Source organism: Mesorhizobium sp. M0062, assembly GCF_040323125.1.
Taxonomy (GTDB): Bacteria; Pseudomonadota; Alphaproteobacteria; order Rhizobiales; family Rhizobiaceae; genus Mesorhizobium.
This window is the reverse complement of sequence record NZ_JAMYUO010000008.1, coordinates 86395-111712: the sequence shown is the minus strand read 5'-3', so window position 1 is coordinate 111712 and position 25318 is coordinate 86395. Positions and strand designations below refer to the sequence as shown.

19 protein-coding genes and 1 pseudogene are annotated in these 25318 nt (G+C 61.1%); 7 read left to right on the top strand and 13 right to left on the bottom strand.

Going from position 1 to position 25318, the window contains the following annotated elements; all coding sequences use genetic code 11:
* Positions 1-63: 63 nt before the first annotated feature.
* Both NKJ64_RS12405 and NKJ64_RS12400 read left to right on the top strand, forming a co-directional pair.
* Positions 64-5775: a HAMP domain-containing protein gene (locus NKJ64_RS12405; RefSeq protein ID WP_032900108.1), complete on the top strand. Its 5712-nt coding sequence runs from the start codon at positions 64-66 to the stop codon at positions 5773-5775.
* Positions 5723-7861, top strand: a complete 2139-nt coding sequence (locus NKJ64_RS12400; protein WP_286488118.1) for a PAS domain-containing hybrid sensor histidine kinase/response regulator — start codon at positions 5723-5725, stop codon at positions 7859-7861. Before NKJ64_RS12405 ends, NKJ64_RS12400 begins: the two co-directional genes overlap by 53 nt.
* Before the next feature lie 125 nt (positions 7862-7986).
* On the opposite strand, the gene NKJ64_RS12395 is transcribed toward NKJ64_RS12400, so the two are convergent.
* The 7 genes and pseudogenes from NKJ64_RS12395 to NKJ64_RS12365 form a co-directional block, all read right to left on the bottom strand.
* On the bottom strand, positions 7987-8415 hold the full coding sequence (locus tag NKJ64_RS12395; RefSeq protein WP_280799882.1) for a GFA family protein: 429 nt from the start codon (positions 8413-8415) through the stop codon (positions 7987-7989).
* Positions 8408-8599, bottom strand: a complete 192-nt coding sequence (locus NKJ64_RS12390) for a PPC domain-containing DNA-binding protein (RefSeq protein WP_023687853.1) — start codon at positions 8597-8599, stop codon at positions 8408-8410. Before NKJ64_RS12390 ends, NKJ64_RS12395 begins: the two co-directional genes overlap by 8 nt.
* A gap of 26 nt (positions 8600-8625) precedes the next feature.
* A pseudogene (locus NKJ64_RS12385) lies at positions 8626-8942 on the bottom strand (plasmid stabilization protein).
* Positions 8943-9205: 263 nt separating this feature from the next.
* Positions 9206-10177: an SDR family oxidoreductase gene (locus NKJ64_RS12380; protein WP_023687856.1), complete on the bottom strand. Its 972-nt coding sequence runs from the start codon at positions 10175-10177 to the stop codon at positions 9206-9208.
* A gap of 199 nt (positions 10178-10376) precedes the next feature.
* A complete protein-coding gene (locus tag NKJ64_RS12375; protein WP_023829157.1) occupies positions 10377-10886 on the bottom strand; it encodes a hypothetical protein in 510 nt (169 codons plus the stop codon).
* Between the two features lie 452 nt (positions 10887-11338).
* Positions 11339-12319: a cell division protein FtsZ gene (gene ftsZ, locus NKJ64_RS12370; protein WP_031198409.1), complete on the bottom strand. Its 981-nt coding sequence runs from the start codon at positions 12317-12319 to the stop codon at positions 11339-11341.
* A gap of 229 nt (positions 12320-12548) precedes the next feature.
* Positions 12549-13418 carry a LysR family transcriptional regulator gene (locus NKJ64_RS12365; RefSeq protein WP_023829160.1) on the bottom strand — a complete coding sequence of 290 codons (870 nt, stop codon included), beginning with the start codon at positions 13416-13418 and terminating at the stop codon, positions 12549-12551.
* Positions 13419-13654: 236 nt separating this feature from the next.
* On the opposite strand from NKJ64_RS12365, the gene NKJ64_RS12360 reads away from it, so the two are divergent.
* A complete protein-coding gene (locus tag NKJ64_RS12360; RefSeq protein ID WP_081730988.1) occupies positions 13655-13810 on the top strand; it encodes a YjiS-like domain-containing protein in 156 nt (51 codons plus the stop codon).
* A gap of 142 nt (positions 13811-13952) precedes the next feature.
* Positions 13953-15059, top strand: a complete 1107-nt coding sequence (locus tag NKJ64_RS12355) for a DUF930 domain-containing protein (RefSeq protein WP_050590963.1) — start codon at positions 13953-13955, stop codon at positions 15057-15059.
* Positions 15060-15142: 83 nt separating this feature from the next.
* Here the strand turns inward: NKJ64_RS12355 and NKJ64_RS12350 are convergent, their stop codons facing one another.
* From NKJ64_RS12350 to NKJ64_RS12325, 6 genes are all read right to left on the bottom strand, one after another.
* Positions 15143-15886 carry a ribonuclease activity regulator RraA gene (locus NKJ64_RS12350; RefSeq protein ID WP_023829162.1) on the bottom strand — a complete coding sequence of 248 codons (744 nt, stop codon included), beginning with the start codon at positions 15884-15886 and terminating at the stop codon, positions 15143-15145.
* 23 nt (positions 15887-15909) lie between these two features.
* Complete coding sequence (locus NKJ64_RS12345) at positions 15910-17073, bottom strand: mandelate racemase/muconate lactonizing enzyme family protein (protein ID WP_023829163.1); 1164 nt, start codon at positions 17071-17073, stop codon at positions 15910-15912.
* Positions 17074-17104: 31 nt separating this feature from the next.
* Entirely contained in the window at positions 17105-18202 is a 1098-nt protein-coding gene (locus NKJ64_RS12340; RefSeq protein ID WP_023829164.1) for an ABC transporter ATP-binding protein, read from the bottom strand.
* A gap of 124 nt (positions 18203-18326) precedes the next feature.
* The gene (locus NKJ64_RS12335; RefSeq protein WP_023729478.1) at positions 18327-19217 is read right to left on the bottom strand and encodes a carbohydrate ABC transporter permease; all 891 of its coding nucleotides are present in this window, start codon (positions 19215-19217) and stop codon (positions 18327-18329) included.
* Positions 19214-20173: a carbohydrate ABC transporter permease gene (locus NKJ64_RS12330; RefSeq protein WP_023729477.1), complete on the bottom strand. Its 960-nt coding sequence runs from the start codon at positions 20171-20173 to the stop codon at positions 19214-19216. Before NKJ64_RS12330 ends, NKJ64_RS12335 begins: the two co-directional genes overlap by 4 nt.
* An 81-nt stretch (positions 20174-20254) precedes the next feature.
* Positions 20255-21733: an ABC transporter substrate-binding protein gene (locus NKJ64_RS12325; protein ID WP_023696294.1), complete on the bottom strand. Its 1479-nt coding sequence runs from the start codon at positions 21731-21733 to the stop codon at positions 20255-20257.
* 204 nt (positions 21734-21937) lie between these two features.
* Between NKJ64_RS12325 and NKJ64_RS12320 the strand changes: the two genes are divergently transcribed.
* The 3 genes from NKJ64_RS12320 to NKJ64_RS12310 are packed head-to-tail and all read left to right on the top strand — an operon-like array spanning position 21938 to position 25284.
* On the top strand, positions 21938-22648 hold the full coding sequence (locus tag NKJ64_RS12320; RefSeq protein ID WP_023681193.1) for a GntR family transcriptional regulator: 711 nt from the start codon (positions 21938-21940) through the stop codon (positions 22646-22648).
* A gap of 54 nt (positions 22649-22702) precedes the next feature.
* Positions 22703-23869, top strand: a complete 1167-nt coding sequence (locus NKJ64_RS12315) for a mandelate racemase/muconate lactonizing enzyme family protein (protein WP_023681194.1) — start codon at positions 22703-22705, stop codon at positions 23867-23869.
* A gap of 56 nt (positions 23870-23925) precedes the next feature.
* Positions 23926-25284 carry a mandelate racemase/muconate lactonizing enzyme family protein gene (locus NKJ64_RS12310; protein WP_352462655.1) on the top strand — a complete coding sequence of 453 codons (1359 nt, stop codon included), beginning with the start codon at positions 23926-23928 and terminating at the stop codon, positions 25282-25284.
* Positions 25285-25318 lie beyond the last annotated feature (34 nt).

Here is a 25318-nt window from a genome sequence, read left to right as displayed (position 1 = left end):
CCATTGGCCGCGGGGGCAACTTTATCCGTATAAATCCATAGGGCTGGGAGTGGCGCTGTGACCGTGCAGGCATCCAAGAAGCAATTGGACCGTCGAAGCATCCTGAATTCTCTGAAAGCCTTCCGGCGCGGCGATTTCTCCGTCCGCATCGACAATGTTTATGAAGGCCTCGATTCTGAGATAGCTGAGACTTTCAATGAGATCGCTGACCTCAACGACCAAGTGACGCGCGAGTTCGAGCGCTTGAGCCGGGTCGTCGGCAAGGAGGGGCGGATAGGCGAGCGCGGCCGGGTTCGCAATGCCACCGGCAGTTGGGAATCCAGTGTCCGTTCAGTCAATGATCTCATCGAAGACATGGTTCAGCCAACGGCTGAGGTTGCGCGCGTTATCGGCGCCGTCGCCAAGGGCGACCTTTCGCAGACCATGATGGTCGAAATTGATGGCCGACCGCTGCGCGGCGAATTCCTGCGCATCGGCAAGATCGTCAACACCATGGTCGGCCAGTTGGCCTCCTTCGCCTCTGAGGTGACGCGCGTGGCGCGCGAGGTCGGTACGGAAGGCAAGCTCGGCGGCCAAGCCCGGGTCAAGGGCGTCGCCGGCACGTGGAAAGATCTGACCGACAACGTCAACGCGATGGCCACGAACCTGACCGGGCAAGTGCGCAACATCGCGGAGGTTACGACGGCGGTCGCGTCGGGCGACCTGTCGAAGAAGATCACAGTCGATGTCAAGGGCGAAATCCTAGAACTGAAGAACACCATCAACACGATGGTGGACCAGCTTAATTCCTTCGCTTCGGAAGTGACGCGCGTGGCGCGCGAGGTCGGCACTGAAGGCAAGCTTGGCGGCCAGGCGCGCGTTGAGGGTGTTGGTGGTACGTGGAAGGATCTGACCGACAATGTGAATTCCATGGCCGAGAACCTGACTGGCCAGGTGCGCAACATCGCCGAAGTGACGACCGCGGTGGCTTTGGGCGACCTGTCGAAGAAGATTACGGTGGACGTGAAGGGCGAGATTCTCGAGCTGAAATCCACGATAAACACGATGGTGGACCAGCTGAATTCATTCGCGGGCGAGGTCACGCGCGTGGCACGCGAGGTTGGCACCGAAGGCAAGCTTGGCGGCCAGGCGCAGGTGCGCGGCGTCGCCGGCACCTGGAAGGACCTCACCGACAACGTCAACTCGATGGCCGAGAACCTGACCGGTCAGGTGCGCAATATCGCCGAGGTGACCACGGCGGTCGCGTCGGGCGATCTGTCCAAGAAGATCACGGTCGCCGTGCAAGGCGAAATCCTGGAACTCAAGGACACCATCAACACGATGGTCGACCAACTGAACTCCTTTGCCTCGGAAGTGACGCGCGTGGCACGCGAGGTCGGCACCGAAGGCAAGCTGGGCGGCCAGGCAGAGGTGAGGGGCGTCGGCGGCACATGGAAGGATTTGACCGACAACGTCAATCTCATGGCCGCCAACCTGACTGGCCAGGTTCGAAACATCGCAGAAGTCACCACCGCCGTGGCGCGCGGCGACCTGTCGAAGAAGATCACCGTCGACGTCAAAGGCGAGATCCTGGAGCTCAAGGACACCGTCAACACGATGGTCGACCAACTGAACTCCTTCGCCTCTGAGGTCACGCGTGTGGCCCGCGAAGTGGGATCGGAAGGCAAGCTTGGTGGCCAGGCGCATGTCGAAGGCGTCGGTGGCACCTGGAAGGATCTGACCGACAACGTCAACGCCATGGCCGGCAATTTGACGGTGCAGTTGCGTGACGTGTCGAAGGTGGCAACGGCCATCGCGACCGGCGACTTGACCCAGAAGATCACCGTCGACGCGCTGGGCGAGATCTTGCAGATCAAGGACGTCATCAACACGATGGTCGACCAGCTCAATTCCTTCGCTTCGGAAGTGACACGTGTGGCGCGCGAGGTCGGCTCCGATGGCAAGCTCGGCGGCCAGGCCCAGGTGCGCGGCATCGGCGGCACGTGGAAGGATCTGACCGAAAACGTCAACGCCATGGCGGCCAACCTGACCGGCCAGGTGCGCAACATCGCCGAGGTAACCACCGCCGTGGCGCTCGGGGACCTTTCGAAGAAGATCACCGTCGATGTCCGCGGCGAGATCCTGGAGCTGAAGGACACCATCAACACAATGGTGGACCAGCTTAATTCCTTCGCTTCGGAAGTCACGCGCGTGGCACGCGAGGTCGGCACGGAAGGCAAGTTGGGAGGCCAGGCGCAGGTGCGCGGCGTTGCCGGCACGTGGAAGGATCTCACAGACAATGTGAACTCGATGGCCGAGAATCTGACCGGCCAGGTGCGCAACATCGCCGAAGTCACGACCGCCGTGGCGCGCGGCGACCTGTCGAAGAAGATCACCGTCGATGTGAAGGGCGAAATCCTGGAGCTCAAGTCGACCATCAACACCATGGTGGACCAGTTGAACTCCTTCGCCGGCGAGGTCACCCGAGTCGCGCGTGAGGTTGGCACCGAGGGCAAGCTTGGTGGCCAGGCGCGCGTCGAAGGTGTTGCCGGTACCTGGAAGGACCTGACCGACAACGTCAACCTGATGGCGACGAACTTGACCAATCAGGTGCGCGGCATCGCCGATGTCGTGACGGCGGTCGCGCAAGGCAATCTCAGGCGCAAACTGACGGTCGACGCGAAGGGAGAGATCGCCCTGCTGGCCGACACCATCAACGGCATGATCGAGACGCTTGCCACCTTTGCCGACCAGGTGACCAACGTCGCCCGTGAGGTGGGCATCGAGGGCAAGCTCGGCGGTCAGGCGCGTGTGCCAGGTGCCGCCGGCCTCTGGCGCGACCTCACCGACAACGTCAATCAACTCGCTGCCAATCTGACCACCCAGGTGCGTGCCATCGCCGAGGTTTCGACGGCGGTGACCAAGGGCGATCTTACCCGTTCGATCAGCGTCGAAGCGTCCGGCGAGGTCGCCGCGCTAAAAGACAACATCAACGAAATGATCCGCAATCTGAAGGATCAGACGCTGAAGAATGCCGAGCAGGACTGGTTGAAGACCAATCTCGCCCGGTTTTCGCGCATGCTGCAAGGCGAGCGCGATCTTGCCACCGTCTCGCGGCTCATCATGTCCGAACTCGCTCCTCTGGTGAACGCCCAGTATGGGGTGTTCTACGTCACCAATCGCGACGAGGAGGAATCCTATCTTGAGCTGGCGGCTTCCTATGGCGCCGAGAGCAAAGCTGCCATCAAGCAGCGGCTTGATCTGCGAGAGGGCCTGGTTGGGCAAAGTGCCGCCGACAAGCGCGCCATCATGCTGGACAATGTGCCGCCAGAATTCCTTCGGGTCACATCTGGTCTTGGCAGCGCCTCGCCAGCCAATGTCATCATCCTGCCTGCCCTGTTCGAGGATGAAGTCAAAGCCGTCATCGAGCTCGCCTCGTTCGGCGAGTTTCGTGACACACACCAGTCGTTCCTCAACCAGCTCATGGAATCCGTCGGCATCGTTCTCAACACCATCGCTGCGACGATGCGCACGGAGGGCCTGCTCAAGCAGTCGCAACTGCTGACGTCGGAATTGCAAGCGCGTCAAACCGAGCTGACAAAAAAGCAGGAAGAGCTGCATGCGACGAACGAGGAGCTGCAGGAAAAGGCGCAGCTGCTCGAGAACGAAAAGAAGCAGGTCGAAAACAAGAATCTCGAAATCGAGATGGCGCGACGCGCGCTGGAGGAGAAAGCCGAGCAACTGGCACTCACGTCGAAATACAAGTCCGAGTTCCTGGCCAATATGAGCCACGAACTGCGCACGCCGCTCAATTCGCTGCTCATTTTGTCAAACCTGCTGGCGACCAACCAGCACGGCAACCTCAACGAAAAACAGGTAGAGTTCGCCCGCACCATCAATTCGGCAGGAACCGATCTTCTCAGCCTCATCAACGATATCCTCGATCTGTCGAAGATCGAGTCGGGCACTGTTTCCATCGACATCAACGATATGCCGGTGACGCATCTTCGCCAGCATATGGAACGAACTTTTCGTCAGCTGGCAGCCGACAAGGGACTTGGCTTCACCATCAAGGTCGATCCGGCGCTTCCCGACACGGTCCGCACAGATGAGAAACGCTTGCAGCAGATTGTCCTCAACCTGCTTTCCAACGCATTCAAATTCACCTCGGAAGGCGAGGTCAGCCTGAACTTCCGGGTTGAAAAGGCCGGCCGCCGCAATGGCGCGACGCAGCCGGTGAAGGCTCTCGCGATCGCCGTCACCGACACCGGCATTGGCATTCCAGAAGACAAACAGAAGCTGATTTTCGAGGCCTTCCAGCAGGCCGACGGCACCACCAGCCGCAAGTATGGCGGCACCGGCCTTGGGCTCTCGATCAGCCGCGAGATCGCTCGCTTGCTTGGCGGCGAATTGCGGGTCGAAAGCACGCCGGGCAAGGGGTCGACATTTACCCTCATCATCCCGTTCGACGGCCCCCGCGTGACGACAGTACAGTCGACCCTGGCTCCGGCGGCGGAGGCGGTTACTGCGACAGCTCTGCTCAGCAGTCCGGCCTCGGCAGAGCTGATCGACGACCGCGATTCAATCCTACCCACCGATCGGATCGTGTTGATCGTCGAGGACGACCCGACCTTTGGCGGGTTGCTGCTCGGCCTCGCCCGGTCAGCCGGGCTGAAAGGCGTTCTGTCGAATGCAGGTTCCGGCACGCTGGCATTGGCCCGCAAGCTCGTTCCCGACGCAATCACGCTTGATCTCGGGCTTTCGGATATCGATGGCTGGGTGCTTTTCGATCTGCTGCGGCATGACCAGAAGACGAGGGGAATTCCCATCCATGTCATCTCGGGTGCCGAAGACATCGACAGTCTCGCACGCAAGGGGGCGTCCAGCATTTCCACCAAGCCCGTTTCCTCGGACGAGCTGATGAAGGTGTTTCAGGATATCCACTCGAAGAAGCTCCGCGTTCAGCGCCGCGTTCTGGTCGTGGACCCTGACCCGGAGCGGCGTCTGGCGCTGGTCGAGGCAATCCGCGACGGCGTAACGTCGGTCACCGCGATCGGTCGAGTTGCGGCAAATGCAGAAGACGTTGGCCTCGCCTCCTATGATGCCGTCGTGCTCGGCTTTGGACGCTCCGCCAAGGACAACGCAAAGGCGCTGGACGAGATCACCGGCCACTTCGGCGAAGCCTTGCCGCAGCTGCTGTTCTTTACGCCTCACCCGGACGCGCTTGAACAGGTACTGGCGTTGAACCCGGCCTTGGCGGAAGCACCGCGGGCGGAGAACTTCGCTCAATTGGCGCTGCATATTTCGGCAACGCTGCCGGGAGAAGGTCGCCAAGAGGCCTGGGCAGGAACTGAACACAACGGCAAGTCCGATCTCGCCGGGGCGAAAGTTCTCATCGTCGATGACGACATTCGCAATATCTATTCGCTCACCAGTGTTCTGGAGACCTATGACATACAGGTTCTGCATGCCGAGCGGGGCCGTGATGGCATCGCGCTTCTTGAACAGGCGCCCGATGTCGACGTGGCATTGATCGATATCATGATGCCGGAGATGGACGGCTACGAGACGATGCGGCGGATTCGCGGCACACCGGCGATTGCTCATATCCCGCTGATTTCCGTCACCGCAAAGGCGATGAAGGGGGATCGGCAAAAATGTCTGGATGCCGGGGCTTCCGACTACATCGCCAAACCCGTCGACCTGGATCTCCTGCTGGCACTGCTTCGTGTCTGGATCGGGCGTGCCCGATCCCGTGTCGAGAGCCCGGAAAAACTTCTCCTGGCAGCGAACTGACGGCCGTTCGATGCAAAAGCTGGCAAGAAACAGGGTAAGGAAACTTGAGGTGGCAGCTCTTGCCGAAGGGCCGGCAAGAGCCCGCATCCTGGCGGTGGACGACGATGAGCGCAATCTGCTGGCGATCAGCGAAGTGCTCGCGACTGTCGGAGAGGTCATCTGCGCCCAATCGGGCGAAGAGGCTCTGCGCTTTCTGCTGAAAGAGGAGTTCGCCGTCATTCTCCTGGATGTCCTCATGCCAGGGTTGGACGGGTATGAAACGGCCGCACTTATCCGCCAGCGCGAGCAATCCAAGCGCACCCCAATCATCTTCTTGACCGCCATCAACAAGGAGGATGCGCATATGCTGCGCGGCTATGATGCCGGCGCGGTCGACTATGTGTTCAAGCCATTCGATCCGATCATGCTGCGTTCGAAAGTCGCGGTTTTCGTCGAACTCCACGAGAAGACGCTCGAGATCCAGCGCAAGGCGGAGGTCGAGCAGGGACTATTGGCGCAGGCGTTGCAGGCGCACAAGGACAAGCTTCAGGCCGAACGCGCGCTGCGCAGCGCCGAGCAACGGCAGGATGCCATCCTGAATTCGTTGCCGGTCTGCTTTCATGCTCGGGCAGCCGAGCCACCCTTCGCGGCGCGCTTTGTTACCGAGGGCGTCGAGCGCTTGACCGGCTTTGCGCCTGAATACCTGACATCGGATCCGGAGTTCGGTCTCAGCCGCGTTCATCCCGACGACCTGCCGCGATTGAAGCAAGCGCTGCTGGCGGCCAAAACCACCGGCTCCTATACGTGCGAGTTCCGCTGGCATTGCGCCAATGGCGAGTATCGCATCTTTCTCGACCAGGGCGTGATGTCGGACGGCTCAGATGGCCGTGAACCGGAAATTATCGGCACATTGCTTGACATCACCGAGCGGCGCGGTCTTGAGGATCAGCTGCTTCAATCCCAGCGCATCGACGCTATCGGCAAGCTAACCGGCGGCCTGGCGCATGATTTCAACAACCTGCTCGCCGCAATTCTCAGTGGGTTAGGGCTGCTTGAACGCCGGGCTACGTTGGATGATCAGGCGCAACAGGTACTCGACCTGACGCGGCGTTCTGCAAAACAAGGCGCTGACCTTGTCGCGCGAATGCTGGCATTCTCGCGGCGCCAGACCCTGAAGCCGGAAGCGGTGCGCCTTGCTGCGCTGGGCGACACGATGAACGGATTGGTGGCGCCCGTGCTGGGGGGGTTGATCCGTTTCGACTGGCAGATCGATGACACGATCTGGCCGGTGCATGTCGATGCAGGCCAACTTGAATTGGCCTTGATGAATCTGGTTTTCAACGCGCGTGACGCCATGCCCTCTGGCGGGACAATAACCGTGCATGCGCAGAATCGATCGATCGGGACGCCAACAGAGGATATTCCGCCGGGCGACTATGTCATGATCGCCGTCAAGGACACCGGATCCGGCATACCTCCCGATCTTGTCGCCAAGGTCGTCGAACCGTTCTTCACCACCAAGCCGGTCGGTAAGGGAACGGGCCTCGGCCTCAGCACGGTCTACGGCTTCATGAAGCAGTCAGGTGGGACACTTCGCATAGAAAGCGTCGTCAACCGCGGAACTACCATGCAACTCTGGCTGCCACGATCGACCGAACAGCCGGTCGATCCTGTGGTGGAACCCGACATTGAACGAGCGTTCGCCGATGCCGGGATGGAGCACCCATCAATCCTCCTGATCGACGACAGCCATGTTTTGCGGCAATTGACCGCCGAGTCCCTTCGCCAACGTGGTTTCGAGGTGACCTGCGCGGGAGGAGGGGCGGAGGCGCTGGCCATGATGGAGCGCACTCCCAACCAGTTCGACGTCATTATCACCGACTTCGCCATGCCACTCGTATCCGGCGTCGACGTGATCCGCTTCGCGCGCAATTTGCGCTCGGACTGGCCAGCGGTCATGATCACGGGCTATGCCGATGCCCGGGAGATTGCCGATCGGCCGGCCGACGTGCCCTTGCTCGGCAAGCCCTTCCGCGACGAGGATCTGTTCGAAGCGATTTTCCTCGCGATAGAGAATGCGGCCCCCCAAAGGATCAAAACCGGCTAGCGCTTAGGGCTTGTCGACGGTCTGGCCACGTCGGCAGGCCGGGCAGATCGAGACCGCACTTTCGGGGCACGGCGACAAGGGCCGCATTCCTGATCGGCAATCTAGGTCATTCGCAACAGGCGGCGCTACCAGCGCTCCTCGGTGTCGCGGTCCGGTAGGTCTATTCCGCAGCACACCCAACCAAGGCGCTGCGCTGAACCGTAGTTGTACCGAGGCACCAGGTGAGCCGGATCATCGAAGGTACCGACGTGCAGCGCGATCTCGGTTGGCGACGCGTCGTAGCAAAGGCTGAGCGGCGACCCGCATTCTGGGCAGAAGCCTCTTTGTGCGATCGGCGAAGACCTTCGATATGTTGGCGTTCCGGAATTCCAGGTCAGGCTTTGGCAGGGCATCCAGGCAAGAACTGCAAACGCGCTGCCGGTCGCTCGTCTGCACATATCGCAGTGGCAGTAGTGAGCCCTCGGTTCGATCCCGGCGCTGAATCGGATCCTGCCACAGAGACATCCGCCCTTGATGGCCAAGGAGCCGGGTAGGCGCTTGCCAACCTCACGCATTAACATCGATCAAGGCGGCGCCGAACGCTCCGATCGCAGTCAAAGAGGCACTGCCGATGTTCTTGTCGGCGATGTTCTTGTCGGTTGCGAAGGCGGTCAGCGCGGCGAAGCCTTCGTCGCCGAGGTCGAGCACCACGACGAAAATTCTTTGCCCGCTGACCTGATTGACGAGCTTGGGTTTCATGGCGTTCCGAACCTGTTGCGGGGCAGTTAATGGGCATGGTGCTCGGCATTCCGCTTGCGTGTTGCCGCTGCCTTCTTTGCCGATTCCGATCGGCTTGCGGCTGACCGTGAAGCCGATGCCTTGCCGCCGCTTTTCCCACCCTTGTGGGCCGCGGGGTGTCCGGTGTGTTTACCACGACCCGGCCGCCTTCTTTCTTGCCGCCGCCATCGTCCTTGTTGACGGTCGCCCATGCCCGGCGCTCGGATTCCTTCTCGGAAACACCGCGCTTCTCATAGCCTGCGGCAATGTGGTCGGCTTTGCGTTCCTGTTTGTCGCTGTATTTCGATTTGTCGCCTCGTGGCATGGTCGTTCTCCAATGATGTTTGAACGGTATGCCGGCGGGAGAGTTCCAAGCGGAAATTCAGAAAATTGAAAACGCGAGCGAGGATTTCGGCCAACACGGAGCGCTATTGCTCCGGAGCCGTGGCGGGTGCCGTGTAGCGGCGGCGCACGGCACCGATCACGCGTTTCTTGAAGCGATCGAGCGCGGCAAGCGTCTCCCTGGAGACGACGTCGTCGCGTGCCGTCTACTCGGTAGCCCAATGCAATGAAATACGTTCCGCGACCTCAGTAGCCACCGACCACCGGCAGGATCTCTCCCGTGATGTAACTCGAGCAATGCGACGAGGCGAGGAACACGTAAGCCGGGGCAAGTTCTTCCGGTTGCGCTGGCCGTTTCATCGGCGTATCCGCGCCGAATTTCGAGACGTCGTCGGCTTCCTTGTCCGAAGGGTTGAGCGGCGTCCACACCGGACCTGGCGCGACCGCGTTTACCCGGATGCCCTTGCCGATCAGATTGCCCGAAAGCGCTCGCGTGAAGGCATGAATGCCGCCCTTGGTCATCGAATAGTCAACCAGTTGCTTGGAACCGTCGATGCCGGTCACCGAACCGGTATTGATGATCGCGGAGCCCGGCTCCATGTGCGGCACGCTCTCCTGCGCCATATGAAAATAGCCGTAAAGATTGGTCTTCAGCGTCGTGTCGAAATGTTCCTCGGTCAGGTCGTTGAAGTCACTGGAATGGATTTGGAAAGCGGCGTTGTTGACCAGCACGTCGATCCTGCCGAATTTTTCGACCGTCAGCGCCACGGCGTTGCGGCAATGCTCGCGTTCACTGACATCGGCTTTTATCAGTATGCAACGCCGGCCTTCCTTTTCGACGGCGTTTTTGGTCGCTTCGGCGTCTCTGTCTTCACTCAAGTATACGATCGCAATGTCGGCGCCCTCGCGGGCGAACAAGACTGCCACCGAACGGCCGATGCCGGAATCACCACCCGTGATAAGCGCTACCTTGTCGTCGAGTTTTTTCGATCCGAGGTAGTAAGGCGCATCGTAGAGCGGAGCGGGCTCGATCGCCCATTCATGCCCCGGTTTGGGTTGATGCTGCTCGGGAAAAGGTGGCTCGGGATATTTGCGGGCGCCGGCTTGCATCGCTTGTTGCATTTTGCCATTGCTCTTCGTCTCGTCTTTGGCGTCGATACCACGCTGGATATGGCGTTGCTTGGCGGCTTCGGCTGAAGTCTGCGACTTAGTCTGCATGGCTTTCTCCTGTGCTCGGAGAAGGAACAACGCATGCCGGGCAAAAAAGTTTGCGGAAATGTCTCGATCCCGAAAGGGCTCGCCATTGCGAACAGCCTGCGAGGGGCGTGGAGCATTGGTCGTCAATAAGATCGGAATTGCCATGCCGGTGGCGTTCAGACAAACACCACATTCATTACCCGCTCAAAGCACGCTCTTTTCAGAACCATAGGGTTTGAAACGCAAGCAGAGTAACGCCGGCCGCAGCGACGATGGCATTTATGAATGCGATCATAGTCGCTGCAGTGGTCAGGTACGCCAGGAGAGGCCCAGTACGAAGAGAAGGTTCGGCGTCATTTTCGGGCCAGCGACCGAATTCCTTGGAAAACTGGAAGGCAGCCTCGTCGCCCAAAGTTCGATAGTAGGCTCTGATCCGGGCAATGCCGATATGGGCCTGCATGTTCTCAGCGGCGATGTCGACCAACCTCAAGACGGTAAAGGCACCCAGTAAAAAGACCGATGGCAGCACAACCGCGACAAACGGCAGGAAGAACTCGGAGGACTGCGTAACAAAGCCCGTTGCCACCAGAGCGCTCGACAGAGACATAATGTAGATGGTCGTTCGCGACGCCATTTCACTTATGGACGTGCTGATCGCTGTCTGCTGCACGAAATGCTCTGTCGTCAGGGCCGCGAGAAACGAAGCATCGGGTGTCGGCGTGTCGGCCATGGAGTATGCTCCTGTCGGGTCGACCTGAGTTTTTCTTCGATATAGTGCTTGCGAGGCTGGCCGCCACTGGATGCTCCCGACGTCTGACCCATGCCGGTTTTATTGTGCCATATCCAGCGAGCCCGCATCACCGATCAAAAAGGGCCGATCATGTGGTCAGCAGATGCTGGCCATATCGCAGGCGAAATGTCTGCCGTGGTCAATCTGTGTGGCCTTTTGGGGATCCGGGTCGAAGCGCATTCGCGGCGCGGTTGCAGTTGGGAGCGGTTCCGCGGCGGCGCTGATGCGAATTCGCGCATTCGTGGCAGCGGCCTCGAAACAAATTCGGTCCCTAGGCCGGCAACGCGAATTCACCGGCAGGTTCAATGGTGCGGGCTTGCGGGCCAAACTTTTCGGTGGCGAAGCCCATGACCACGTCCACCAGACTCATAAATCAGCAGCCCGGATCCTGCCTACTGCGGCATCTCCAGTCCCTGCCGCAATCCTGTCGCCACGACTGAGACCCTGAACTTTCCGGCGAGTGCCCGGTCGAATATGGCGCCGACGATGATGTCGGCGTCGGCGTCGACCTCCTCGCGGATGCGGGTGGCGGCCTCATCGACTTCGAACAGCGTCATGTCCATGCCGCCCGAGATCGAGACCAGGACGCCCTTGGCGCCGATCATCGAGGCTTCGTCGAGAAGCGGGTTTGCTATCGCCGCTTCGGCGGCCTTCCTGGCGCGGTCCTCGCCCGTGGCTTCCCCGGTACCCATCATTGCGCGGCCCATGTCGCGCATCACCGACTTCACGTCGGCGAAGTCGAGATTGATCAGCCCCTCCTTGACGATGAGATCGGTTATGCAGCCGACGCCGGAATAAAGGACGCGATCAGCCATGGCGAAGGCGTCCGCGAAAGTCGTCTTTGCGTCGGCGATCCTGAAGAGGTTCTGGTTCGGAATAACGATCACGGTATCGGCGCATTCGCGAAGCTGCTCAATGCCCTCTTCGGCGGCTTGCATGCGGCGCTTCCCTTCGAAGGTGAACGGCTTGGTGACGACCGCCACCGTCAGGATGCCGGCTGCCCGTGCAGCGTTCGCTATGACAGGCGCGGCACCGGTTCCAGTTCCGCCTCCCATGCCGGCGGTCACGAAGCACATATGGGTTCCCGCAAGGTGGTCCCTGATCTCGTCGATCGATTCCTCGGCTGCCGCGCGGCCGACCGCGGGCAGCGACCCGGCGCCCAGGCCTTCCGTGACATGGGCGCCCAGCTGGATCAGCCGCGATGCTTTCGACATGGTCAGTGCCTGGGCATCGGTGTTGGCGACGATGAACTCCGCACCCTGCAGATTTTCGGCAATCATGTTGTTGACCGCGTTGCCGCCGCCACCGCCGACACCAATAACGGTTATCTTCGGCCGCATTTCAGAGATGACGGGCCTTGCCGCGGTGCTCATCGTCTTGTTCTCCTTGGAATTGGTCGACAAAAGGTTCCCGGAACGCGCCGCTTGAACACGCCAGGTGCAAGAATCAGGTTCTATCGCCTTGGCACAGGGAATCAGAGGGTGAACTTTGCGGCAAGACAAGATGTGGGACTTGTACCATATACGCCTGCACGAACCGACCTTTTGAATGGGTCTCCAGTCCGATGTTCCGGAATTCGCTCGGCCGATCGACTCCTGAGACTTACCGGATCGGCATCTTGCCGCCAAACAATGGCTGATGGGCCCGCATCAGGGCGGCAATCCGGTCGGCAACCTTTCGTACCGGCGGGGAGTGGCGTTCCTCATGATGGGTGACAATCCACTGGTCGGTTTCGAGTTCGGGGATAGGCTGAGCGACGCGAACCAACCGCGGATCGCTGTCACCGACAAAGCACGGAAAGACGGAAAGGCCGGCGCCGGCGGCCACCAGTTCGCGCACTGAATGGGTGTTGTTGCCGCGCACGGCGATGCGATCGCCGTGATGGGCTTGCAGCCAGCGCGCCGAGGCAATGTTTGCCCCTTCGCCGGTGACGCCGACGAACAAGCCGGCGGCGATGCCGTTGATCAGGTGGCGTCCGGAATAGATGGCATAGGCGACCTTGCCGCTCTGGCGGCCGGCCAGCCACTGTTCGGTTGGGCGCTCGCTGCGGATGCCGATATCGGCGGCGCGGCGACCGATGTCGACCCGGTCGGTGGTGGTGACGAGTTCCACCCTGATGCCGTCATCGACGGTCCAGATTTCGCCGATATGGGCCGAAACGAAGGCCGAGGTCCAAGGCCCGGCCGAGACGCGGACAATGCGGTCGGGCAGGTTTCCCTCGCGCCAGCGGGTTAGCGACTGCATTGCTGCTTCGACGTCTTCGGCGCGCCGCAGCAGTTCTTCACCGACCGGGGTTAGTCGGTAGCCGGTCTGCTGACGTACGAACAGCGCTTCGCCGATCTGCTTTTCGAGCGCGGTGACGCGTCGTCCGAGTGTGGCTGCGCTGAGGCGCGTGGTTGCCGTAGCCGCGCTCAGGCCACCCAGCCGCGCAACGTGGAGAAACAACCTCAGATCGTCCCAGCCAATATCCATTTTGCAGAAATGAAAAACTCCTTGCGACCGTGGCTGTAGCGCGAAGCGGACATCATGCGCAAGTATGCAGCCATTGGAGGGTTGGATAATCCTGCCCTGGCAGGAAAATGACAGGCACGCCTCGGTGGCCAGGAAGTCAGCCCAATCCGTTCGATCGTGCATACGCTTTGCGCGATTGCTTTGCGTTTTCGACCAACTCAAGAGCGTGAGGTATTTCGCTCACCAAGGAGACGATCATGTTGCATGCACTTCGACACCGTTTCGCCCGATGGCTTGCCTATCGCCAGACGCTTGCGAGCTTGAGGCGGCTTCCAGACAGCATATTGGCGGATGCGGGCCTTCCTCGCGAAGAGATCCGCGAGCGTGCCCGCGACGCCAGCCTGCGTCGCTGAGATTGGAGGCGGGCATGCAGAGAATGGAGCCGGCGGCGAGAAGCAATCAGGCGTCGTCTCCTCACTGCTGAGCTGCGGCTGAATTGTGCCAATGCAGTGGCCATGCTTGATGCGGCCGCAGTTTCGCTCCACATCGAAAGGGATGAAGACCGAGACATCCGAGCGGCGGCGGACTTTGCTGTGGGCCTTGCCCGCATCGCTGGTCCTGCACGCGCTTATCACTGCGTTCCTGGTCTACGGCCTGCCCATTCCTCCCGAGCAGCCGCAGGAGGAGCAACCGGTGAACGTCGCGCTCGTGCCGCCGCCCGAACCACCTGAAGCGCAAAAGCAACCGGAATCGAAAGTAGAAGAGCCTGTAGCGGAAAAGCCGCCGGCGCTCGAGGTGCTGAAACCTGTATTCCAGTTCGGCGACAAGGATACCGGCCCCAGGAAATCCCTGGATGGAGCCAGCGCGCAGGATAATTCGCCGACACCGGTCAAGGACAAGGATACGAAGCCGCCAGGTGAGGCGAAGGACGTCGAGAGCAAACCCGCCGCGTCGCCAGACTCCGGGGAGCCGGCGGGTACGACCAAGACCGAGGAGAAGCCGGCAACCGCAGCCTCCGAGCCGACCCAGGAGAAGCAGGCAACCGAGGACGCGAGCAAGCAGGGCGCAGACAAACAAGAGCCGCAAGATGCTGACAAGCAGGCAGCCGCGACGCCGTTGGCCGCCCCCGGCGACGATGGTGAGATCGAGCTTCCTGCATCAGCCCAGGCGCCGAAGGCCAGGCCCGAAAACGCGCCGAAGCGCAGCCCTGCAAAGGTCTCGAAGCCTGGAAGCGGAGGCGCCAGGAAGCCTAGCTCCACGGAGGTGGCCTCAGCCGGGGCTTACTCGGGCCTTCCGGGCGTCCGCGAGCTCTTCTCGCACGGCGCTACCGGCAATGCATTCGGCACCACCGCGACTGACGGCATGTCTCGCGGTGAGCGCGTTGCCACACTTTGCGCCAACGTGTTGGCCGAGGAGCTGAAGGGCGCCGAGTTTTCTCCCGAGTGGCTACCAATGAGACCGCTGAAGTCGGGCAATATTGTTATAGATCCGGATGCGGCCTTTCGCGCAACGATCGGATGGTACCATGTGAGCTTCCGGTGTGAGGTCGACACCGACGCGACGCGAGTGTTGTCCTTCGACTCCCGTGTCGGGTCTGCCGCCTCGCCAGCCGAAAGCGCTCAGCTTGAACAGGAACTTCGCCGGCAGCATTCGGGGGGATAGCCTGCGCGTTATCATGCCCACGCGCTGGGCGACTGGTTTATGTAACACCAAGGCGCTGTGATTGGGTGCCGCGTGGTTGCATCTCAATCCGCCGGGCGGTTGGCCTTGCGCCACTCCTCATATTCGCCGCGGGCATCGTCATGCAGCGGATAGTAGCGCTGCAGCGGTGCGCCCTGCATCAGCTTCTCTCGCGAGAACTCTTCCCAATCATGATGCTTCTGGGATTCTTCGATCACCTTTGCGGCCATTGCGACGGGAAGCACAACCGCCCCGTCGTCGTCCGCCACTATGATGTCGCCGGGGATCACCGTGACACCGCCGCAGGCGATCGGAACGTTGACGGCGTTCGGATAGATGCTGGTTTGCACATGGTAGTTGGGCGTCCAGCCGCGCAGCCATAGCGGCAGATCGAGCTTTTCCACATTCGGCCGGTCGCGCATGCATCCATCAATGACGATGCCCGCGCCGCCTCTGCCCTTGAAATATGTCGACATCATATCGCCGAAGACGCCCGAGCTCATGTCACCGCGCGCGTCGACGACGACCACATCGCCTTCCTGCGCGTGATAGAGCACGTGCCGGTGCAGTTGCGTTTCCGGGTCGGCGTATTCTCCCTCGCTGAAGAGGTCCGGCCGCTGCGGCAGGAACTGCAGCGTCAGCGCCGGCCCGACGATCGACTTCCCACGGTTCTGCGCCACCGGACCGACCATGTGGGGATTGCGGAAACCCATATGGCCAAGCGTGCCGGCAACCGTCGCGGCGCCGATTTCCCTCAGGGCGTCAATGAGGTCTTTGGGCGGCCGCGTGATGTCAGGGGTATGCGTCATTGTGGACTCCGGATGAAAGGGGACTACCAGTTCGTAACAGACCCGTCGCGGCGCTTCAGGTGAGGCGCTTCCCAGAAACGAAAAGCCTCCGCCTGGACCGCCGCTTCGTTGACCTCGACGCCAAGCCCCGGCAGGTCGCTGACCGGATAGTAGGCGCCATCGAGCCGTGGCTGCACGGGGAAGAAGTCGGAATTGTCGAAGCCCAGCTTCGTCTCGGGTTCCCTGGTCTCGAGCCACGCGAAGTTGGGTACCGCGGCGGCGAGATGCAGGGTCGCGGCCGTGCACACCGGACCAAGCGGATTGTGCGGCATCAGGTCGACATAGTGCGCCTCGCTCCAGCCGGCGACTTTCATCGCCTCGGTGAGCCCGCCGACATTGCAGACATCGAGACGGTTGAACTGATGGATGCCGCGCTCGATGTAGGGCAGGAACTGCCACTTGCTGGCAAATTCCTCGCCGATGGCAAAGGGAATGTCGGTCATCCTGCGCAGGGATTCGTAGGCTTCAGGTGTCTCGTCGCGGATCGGCTCCTCGAGAAAATCAAGCACGCCGCGGCCGAGCTTGTTGCAGAAGCTCGCCGCCTCTGCCACCGACAGCCGATGATGATAGTCGATGCCGAGGACGACGTCGTCGCCCAGCGCCTCGCGCGCCTTGTTCAGCATGCTCGCGGTAGCGCCGATCGACTCTCGGGGTTCGAAGATGTCCCTGCTGCTTTGCCCTGCGGGGAAGAAGCGGATCGCCTGCCACCCCCGTGCGCGCAGCTCCCGGGCTCGTTCGATGGCGACGTCGCCCTCGGCCTCGTCTCCGGTCGAGGCGAAGGTGGGGATGCGGTCGCGCTGCTTGCCGCCCAGCAATTCGTAGACAGGCACCCCCAGCGCCTTGCCCTTGATGTCGTGCAGGGCGACGTCAATGGCGGAAATCGCCGCCTGCAGAACGCGCCCGCCTTCGAAGTACTGGCTGCGATATGCCTCCTGCCAGATCCGCCCGATCTGCATGGGGTCGCGGCCGATGAGAAACTCACGATAATGCTCGACCGCGCCGGCAACGGCCTTTTCGCGCCCGCTCAAGCCGCTCTCGCCCCAGCCGAAGACGCCTTGGTCGGTCTCGATCTTGACGAGCATCTGATTACGCGTTCCAACCCATACAGGATAGGGTTTGATCGCGGTGATCTTAAGCTTTTCAGTCATCCCCAACGTTCCCAATGAACCCCGTCTTGTCTCAGCCGGCCTTGAGGGCCAGTTCAGTTTCGCCATCGAACAGATGCAGCCGCTCCTGGTCGAACTCGAGCCAGATCTGCTCGTCAGGTGCGACGGCGATGTTGGGGGACACGCTGATGTTGACGATGGCGCCTGACAGCAACGCCTGCACGAAGGTGACGTCTCCGGTCGGCTCCACTGTATAGGCCTTGGCCGGGACGCTGCCTGACACCGCGCTCTTGTGGAGCCTGATGGTCGAGTGACGTGCGCCGAGCACGACTTTCCTCGACGTTGCCCCCGCAACCTTCCGGGCGTTGAGCGGCGAGAGCTCAAGGCTCCAGCCCTCCGCGCCGGTCAACGCAGTGTTGCCGTTTGCTGTCGATGCCTCCAGTGGAACAAGGCTCATCGCCGGGCTGCCGATGAAGCTGGCGACGAACATGTTCACCGGATGGGCAAAGACCTGCGCCGGAGAATCGTATTGCAACAGGTAGCCGCCGTTCATCACCGCCATCTTGTCGGCCATGGTCACGGCTTCGAGCTGGTCGTGCGTGACATAGATGATGGTCGCCTTGAGGTCCTGGTGGAAGCGCTTGATCTCCGAGCGCATCTGGACGCGCAGTTTGGCGTCGAGGTTGGAGAGCGGCTCGTCCATGAGGAAAACGGCAGGGTCGCGGACGAGGGCGCGCCCCAAGGCGACACGTTGCTGCTGCCCGCCTGAAAGTTCGCGCGGCTTGCGCTCGAGAAGGTGCGTCATGTCGAGCACGCGCGCCGCTTCCTTGACCTTCCTGTCGATCTCGTCCCTGGGCAGCTTGCGCATCTGCAGCGGGAACGCCAGGTTCTTGTAGACCGATTTCTGCGGGTAGAGCGCGTAGTTCTGGAACACCATCGCGATGTCCCGGTCCTTGGGGTCGAGGTCGTTGACCACGCGGTCGCCGATGACGATGTCGCCCGATGTGACCGGGATCAATCCCGCGACAAGATTGAGCGTGGTTGTCTTGCCGCAGCCCGAAGGGCCGACGAGCGCAACGAACTCGCCGTCATTGACCGTCAGCGAAACGTCGTTGACAGCTTTGAAGCCGCCATAGGTCTTGACGAGATCTCTCAGGACCACGTGGGCCATCGGCAACTCCCTACGGCATGATGCCGAAAAGTGTGAAGCGGTTTTCGGACGACATCATGCTCTATCTCTTTGATTTAGAGGCGGATTCAGATTTCAGGTCGAACAGACCTGACATCATCCGGCTCTAGTGTTTGACCGCGCCTTCTGTAAGGGCGCGTACGAAGTATCGTTGCAGGAGGAGGAACAGCACCACGACGGGCACGCTCATCATGAAGCTGGCCGCCATCAGGCCCGGAAAGTCCGTCGTATTCTCCGAGAAGAAACGCTGTATGCCGACCGGCAGGGTCAACTGCTCGTTCTTGGAAAGGAAGGTGTAGGCATAGATGTACTCGTTCCAGGCGCCAATGAAGGAATAGATCGCGGTGGCGATGATTCCGGGCGTCGAGAGAGGCATCACGATCAGGATGAAGGCCTGGAACCGGGTCGCCCCATCGATCCGCGCCGCCTGCTCGAGCTGCACCGGAATGTTGTCGTAAAAGCCCTTGAGCAGCCAGATCGCCAGCGGCAGGCCGAAGGTGAGATAGGTGAGAATGAGCGAGCCATGCGTGTTCACCAGCCCGATCGCGCGCATCAGGATGAAGAGCGGCACGAGAAAGATCACCGCCGGGAACATGTTGCGCAAAAGCACGGTGAAGAACAGGAAGTTTCGACCGGGGAAACGAAAGCGCGAAAACGCGTACGCCGCAGGAACGGCCACGATCACCGAAAGGATTGTGGTGACCGTGGACACGTAGAGGCTGTTCCAGAAAAAACGCAGGAAGTCCTGGCCGACGCTGTTTTGCGGATCCAGCAGCTTTTGGTAGCTGGCCAGGGTAGGCTCTTCCGGCCACCATTGCGGCGGGAACTGCATCGCCGCGAAGCCGGACTTGATCGAGGTGATCAGCATCCAGATCATCGGCAACGCGGTGTAAAGCAGCATGAACACGAGGAAGATGCGCCCGGCCCAACGCCATCCGTCGATGCGCATGCGGCGCCGGGCCGGACGTTGAGGGACTGTCTCGACAATCGTGCTCATGCGCCGCCCTCCTTGCGCTCGTTGCCGGCCAGCGCACGAACGTAGAAGTAGCCCAGCACCATCAGCATGAGGAACAGGAGCACCGAATAGGCCGATGCGACGCCCCATCGCTGCCGGCCGAAGGCGAGCTCATAAATGTGGGTGATCCAGATGTGCGAAGCGTTCGACGGCCCGCCACCGGTCATGATCCACGGGATGATGAAGGAATTGAAATTGGCCACTGCTAGCAGCAGAATTGTCACCGTAGAGACGTTGCGCAGATGCGGGAAGGTGACGTGCCAGAAACGCTGCCATGCATTGGCCCCGTCGACTTCCGCGGCGCGCAGCAACTGGTCGGGGACCGTCTGCAAACCGGCCATCATCATGATCATGGCAAACGGAAACTCGCGCCAGATGTTGACGACGATCAAGGAGGGCAGCACCGTGCTGACGTTGTCGATGAAGTTCGGCGGCCGGTCAGCCAATCCGAGGCCGACCAGCACCGCGCCGATGATGCCGAAGTCCGAATGGTAAATCCACTTCCAGATATAGGAGGCGGCAACCGCGCTGATGACCCAGGGAATGATCAGGATAGCGCGCAGGACACCCCGGCCGATAAACTCGCGGTGGAGGGCCAGCGCAGCGGCAAATCCCAAGGCAAAGGCAACGAAGGTGGATGCGATCGTCCAGATCAGGGTGTTCAAGGTGACTTTCCAGAACACCTGACTGGTGAGGATGGCCGTGTAGTTGTCCAATCCGATGAAGGTCTTGTCGCGGAGCTGCAGGCCAGGCGGCGTTTTAAAGAACGACAGCTCGACCGTGTAGTAGATCGGATAGGCGATGACGATGAGCATCACGGCGATCGCTGGAAGCACGTATGCGTAGTCGGCACGGTGCTCCCAGGTATTCCGCAGCGCCCCGGAGCTACCGGGTTGCAATCTTTGGCGAGCCTCGGCCTTGCCGGTCACGATCGTCACGATGGCGTGCCCTTGTTCTTCGGAGCAAACCGGCTGCACGCACTATCGGCACAGCCGGTCGGATCGCAGGTCAGGCCCGGACTAGAGTCCGTCCATCAGGTTCTTCACCTTCTCGGCCGCGTCGTCCGCTGCCTGGTCGACGGTCATCGCTCCGGTCAGGGCGTTCTGCAGCATGTCCGGGACGATGATATTCATGATCTCGGGCGACTGCGGCAGCGCCGGGAACGGGATGCCGTATGGCAACATCGAGGTCGTGACATCGAGGAACTTGATGTTGTCCAGACGTTCCTTCATCCATTTGGTCTTGAAGCCGTTGAGGTTGCCCGGGTTCGAGCCGGCATACGCCATCTTCAGCGACCATTCAGGGCTCGTCCACATGCAGATGATGGCCTTTGCAGCCGGCTCGTCCACCTTGCCGCCCTCGACATATTCGGGCTTCAGGATGTGAATGTTCGAGCCGCCAAACACGACGGCGCGCTTGCCGTCGGGGCCGGTCGGAATCAGGCCATAGCGCATGTTGTCGATGACGGTCTGCGCCTTGTCCTTGTCGGCGCCCGTTGCCTTCTTCTGCAGGTCGAGCATGACGTTATAGTCGGACGGGTGCGAGACCATCATGCCGAGTTGGCCGGCGACGAACAGGGGCTGGTTATCGGCCTGCTGGTTGGTGAGGGCCGAGACCGGAACCGACTTGTCGCGAACATACATGTCGTAGGAGGCTTGCAACGCCGCCTTGCTCTGCGGGCTATTGAGCTCGACCTCCTTATAGGTCGGGTTCGCGGAGGCTTCGTCGAAGACACCGCCGCCATAGGCCCATAGCTGCGGCATGAAGCGGTACGGCGTGTTGCCGGCGTTCTTGCGCGCCACGAGGCCGTAGCCGGCAATGCCGAGCTTGTCATGGATCTGCTTGGAATATTTGACGACGTCGTCCCAGGTAGCCGGAGCCTTGTCCGGATCGAGGCCCGCACGCTTGAAAATGTCGGCGTTCCAGATGAACGCCATCGTCTCATTGTTGGTGGGAATGCCGTAGGTCACGCCATCCCAGGTTACCGCCTTCATGGCGCCGGGCCAGAAATCCTCTGTGGGATAGCCCACATCTTCCGGCTTGAGCGGCTGCAGATAACCCTTCGAGGCGAACTCGGTTCCGCCCAGGATTTGCAGGCGGACCGCCATCGGCGCGGCGTTGCCCAGCAGCGCCGTGCGGAATTTGTCGAGAAGGTCGTTGTAGGTGAGGGCCTGATCCTCGAGCTGGATGTTCGGATAGGTCTTGCGGAACGTCTCGAAGAAATCCTTGTAGTACTGACGCAGCAGGTCGGGGTCGCCCTCGAACACGCCCTGATACCAGAACGTCAGTCGCCCTTTGTAGTCGAGCGGGGTGACCTTGCCGCAATCGGCGGCCGTGTCGAAATCCTGTGTGCCGGCGATGGAGCGCACATACTCCGGCGACCACTTGCTCAAATCGACCGGCGGCGCACCCAGCGCCGATCCCGACATGAGCGACGCCATCAAAGCAGTGGCGACAGTGCCGCGCAGGACGGCACCGCCGAGTGTAATCCTCGTCATAGTATCCTCCCAGATTCTCCCATGCCGCTGTGCGCCAAGGGGCTCGTCCGACCGTGCGGGATGCGTCTTCTGCTCAATGTATCCCTTCGATCATCTGGTACGTTTTCAGATCGTGGATTGCCTGTCAACGCACCCGATCGTACATTGTTTGCAAAACGCGTGTATGATATCGAGCATGCGATGTACTAATCGGGGGAGCCGGCTTTGGCCGAAACAAGTGATTTCAAAGCAGAGCCACCCGTGGGGATTGATCCCATCGGGGCGTCCAGCGAGGGCGCCTCGCTTTATGAGCTGATCCGGGAAGACATCATCGAGGGACGGCTCGCCGCCAACGAACGGCTTGTGGTCACCGATCTCGCCCGGCGTCACGGCACCTCGACCAACCCCGTACGCGAGGCGCTGCAGCTGTTGCGAGGGGAGGGCTTCGTCACCTTTGTCGCCAACCGTGGCGCGCGCGTCCGGCCCATAGACCAGGATTTTGTCCGGGATATCTACGAGATCGGAGTCCTGATCGAGCCGGCCCTGACGCGATGGTTCGTGAACATGGCGACCGGCGAGGACATCGCCGAACTCGAACGCATCCAGGCTCTGATCGAAGAGAACAACTTCACCGACACATTGCGGCACAGTGAACTGGATACGGCCTTCCACACCGTAATGTACCAGCGCCACTACAACCGCCATGCCGCCGAGCTTTGGTGGAAGCATCGCGAAGTGCTGCGAGCCGTGAGCCGGCGTTTCAATTTCACGCTCGCGCGGCGGGCCGCCATCATGCGTGAACACCGCGAGCTCATCGCGCATATCAAAGCCGGAAATGCCGACGAGGCGGCCGAACTCATTGCCCGCCATGTCGAGGGTTCCGGCCGGCACGTTCTCGAACAGATGCGTGCGCGCAACGCCGCTCGGGCCGGATAGAATTTCCAGCCCAGAAAATCATTGGTCCGGCCATCAGACAGAGGTAGTTGAGAGATGAAAATCACGAGCGTTCGGCCGTGGCTGATCAAGTCCGATGCTTCCTATTGGGGAGAGTTCCTGTTCGTCGAGGTGACGACCGACGAAGGGGTGAGTGGCTGGGGGGAAATCACCACCACCACAAGGCTCGCCAACCGCGCGCTCTGCACGATCCTGCGGCAGATCGGTGTTGCCGTCACAGGTGAGGATCCGGCGCGCATCGAGCATCTCTGGCACAAGATTTTCCGCAGCTTCACCTATATGGGCAGCCGCGGCGCCGCAGTCGAATGCGTGAGCGCTATCGACATAGCGCTCTGGGACATTCGCGGCAAAGTTCTAGGCAAGCCGATCTACGAGCTGCTGGGCGGACCGGTGCGCGATGAAATCGCGCTCTATACCCATCCCAACCAGGCCAAGTTTACCAGCAAGGAGGCTGTGGTCCGCGAAATTCGAGACATCGTCGAATCCGGACACACCGGGCTGAAGTTCGATCCTTTCCCCCACCAGGGCCGCATCGCCGATGGCTTGGCGCGCGAACAGCGGGACGGCTACCTCGATGGCAGCATGACCCGCAAGGACGAGCGCGAGGCTGCCGAACTAACGGCTTTGATCCGTGAAACGGCGGGGCCCGATGTCGACATTCTCATCGACGCGCATGGCCGCTTCGACGTCCCCACCGCCATTCGCCTCTGCCGAAGCCTCGAGGAAGCCGGCCAGATCGACTGGTTCGAGGAGCCATGCCCGCCAGAAAGCCTCAATGCTCTCAAGCAAGTGCGTGAGAAGGTCAGTGCCGCCATCTCGTGGGGCGAGCGCGGCCACACCAAATGGGATTTCGTGCCGGTGCTCGAGAACAGGCTTGCGGACTACATCATGCCGGACGTTACCTGGACCGGCGGCATTACCGAACTGAAGAAGATTTCCGCCCTGTGCGAAGCCTATTACATCCCGGTCTCGCCCCATGACGCCGCGGGACCGATCAATGTGGTTGCGGGAGCGCAGGTGATGATGACGGTTCCCAACTTCTACAAGCTCGAAACGTCGGAGTGGAACCTGGACAAATATAATCACCTCATCGACGAGCCACTCGATGTCTCGAACGGCAGCCTCAAGCTGGCGTCGAAGCCGGGTCTCGGTGTCGAGATGAACCGAGACTACCTGCAGGCCCACGAGATAGAGCTTGGCTAGCAACGCTTATGCAGGCCGGGGGTGCGGGGCGCCACCAATCAGAACGAGGATAAGCCATGGCAAAGACGGGTAGCGCCGGCGAGGCGCTCAATCGGGTAAATACGAACTCCAGGCCGAGCGACCTGCGCATCACCGACCTGCGCGTTGCCGAGATCGTCGGCGCGCCGTTCACCTCCGCGCTGGTCAAGATCTATACCAATCAAGGCATTATCGGCCTGGGCGAAGTGCGCGACGGCGCCAGCGCGACCTATGCGCTGATGCTGAAGAGCCGGTTGCTAGGCGAAAATCCCTGTGACGTCGACCGGCTGTTCCGCCGCATCAAGCAATTTGGCGGCCACGGGCGGCAAGGTGGCGGAGTCTCGGCGATCGAGATCGCGCTTTGGGACCTCGCCGGCAAGGCGTATGGCGTGCCGATCTACCAGATGCTGGGAGGACGGTTTCGCGACAAGGTGCGTGTCTATTGCGACACCGACGCGGACAAGCCCAGCGGCACCGAGACCGGAAAGCGGCTCAAGGCGCGGATGGATCTCGGTTTCACCTTCCTCAAGATGGACCTCGGCCTGGCGCAGATCTCCCATATCCCGGGCGCAGTGGTGGCGCCGGCCGGCGTGCTCGACGGTTTCCGCAGCCATGCCGCTCGCGGCCCGGCACGCACGCTGGACGAGCGCCGGGCGCGCAACGCCGCCTATGATGCGCAGAACGTGCCGCATCCCTTCACCGGCCTCCATTTCACTGAAAAGGGCCTCGACCTGCTCGATCAGTATATCCACGAGGTCCGCGAGGTGATCGGCTACGAGGTCCCGCTCGCCATCGACCATGTCGGCCACATCTCGCTGCAGGACGGCATCCGTCTCGCCCGGCGGATCGAGAAATACGCACCGGCCTGGCTCGAAGACGTGATCCCCTGGCAATACACCGAGCAGTATCGCCAGTTGCAGCAGGCGACCTCGGTGCCGATCTGCACCGGTGAGGACATCTACCTCAAGGAAGCATTCGAGCCGCTGCTCAATTCAGGCATCTCGGTCATCCACCCGGACTTGCTGACCACCGGCGGCATCCTCGAGACCAAGAAGATCGGCGACGCGGCGCAGGAGCATGGCGTCGCCATGGCCATTCACATGGCGGAAAGCCCGATCGCGGCAATGGCCGCCGCGCATGTCGCGGTAGCGACGGAAAACTTCATGGCGCTCGAATATCACAGCGTCGAAGTCGACTGGTGGGACGACATCGTCACCGGCCTGCCCAAGCCGCTGGTCAAGGACGGGTTCATCACCGTGCCCGATAAACCGGGCCTCGGCATAGACGATGTGGTCGACGAGGTCATCAGCCAGCATCTGCAGGACGGCGTCAAAGGCATTTGGCAGCCGACCGACCACTGGGACGATGAATATTCCTGGGACCGTACCTGGAGCTGACTCTACATCTCTCCCCGGAGGGAGAGGTGAACAG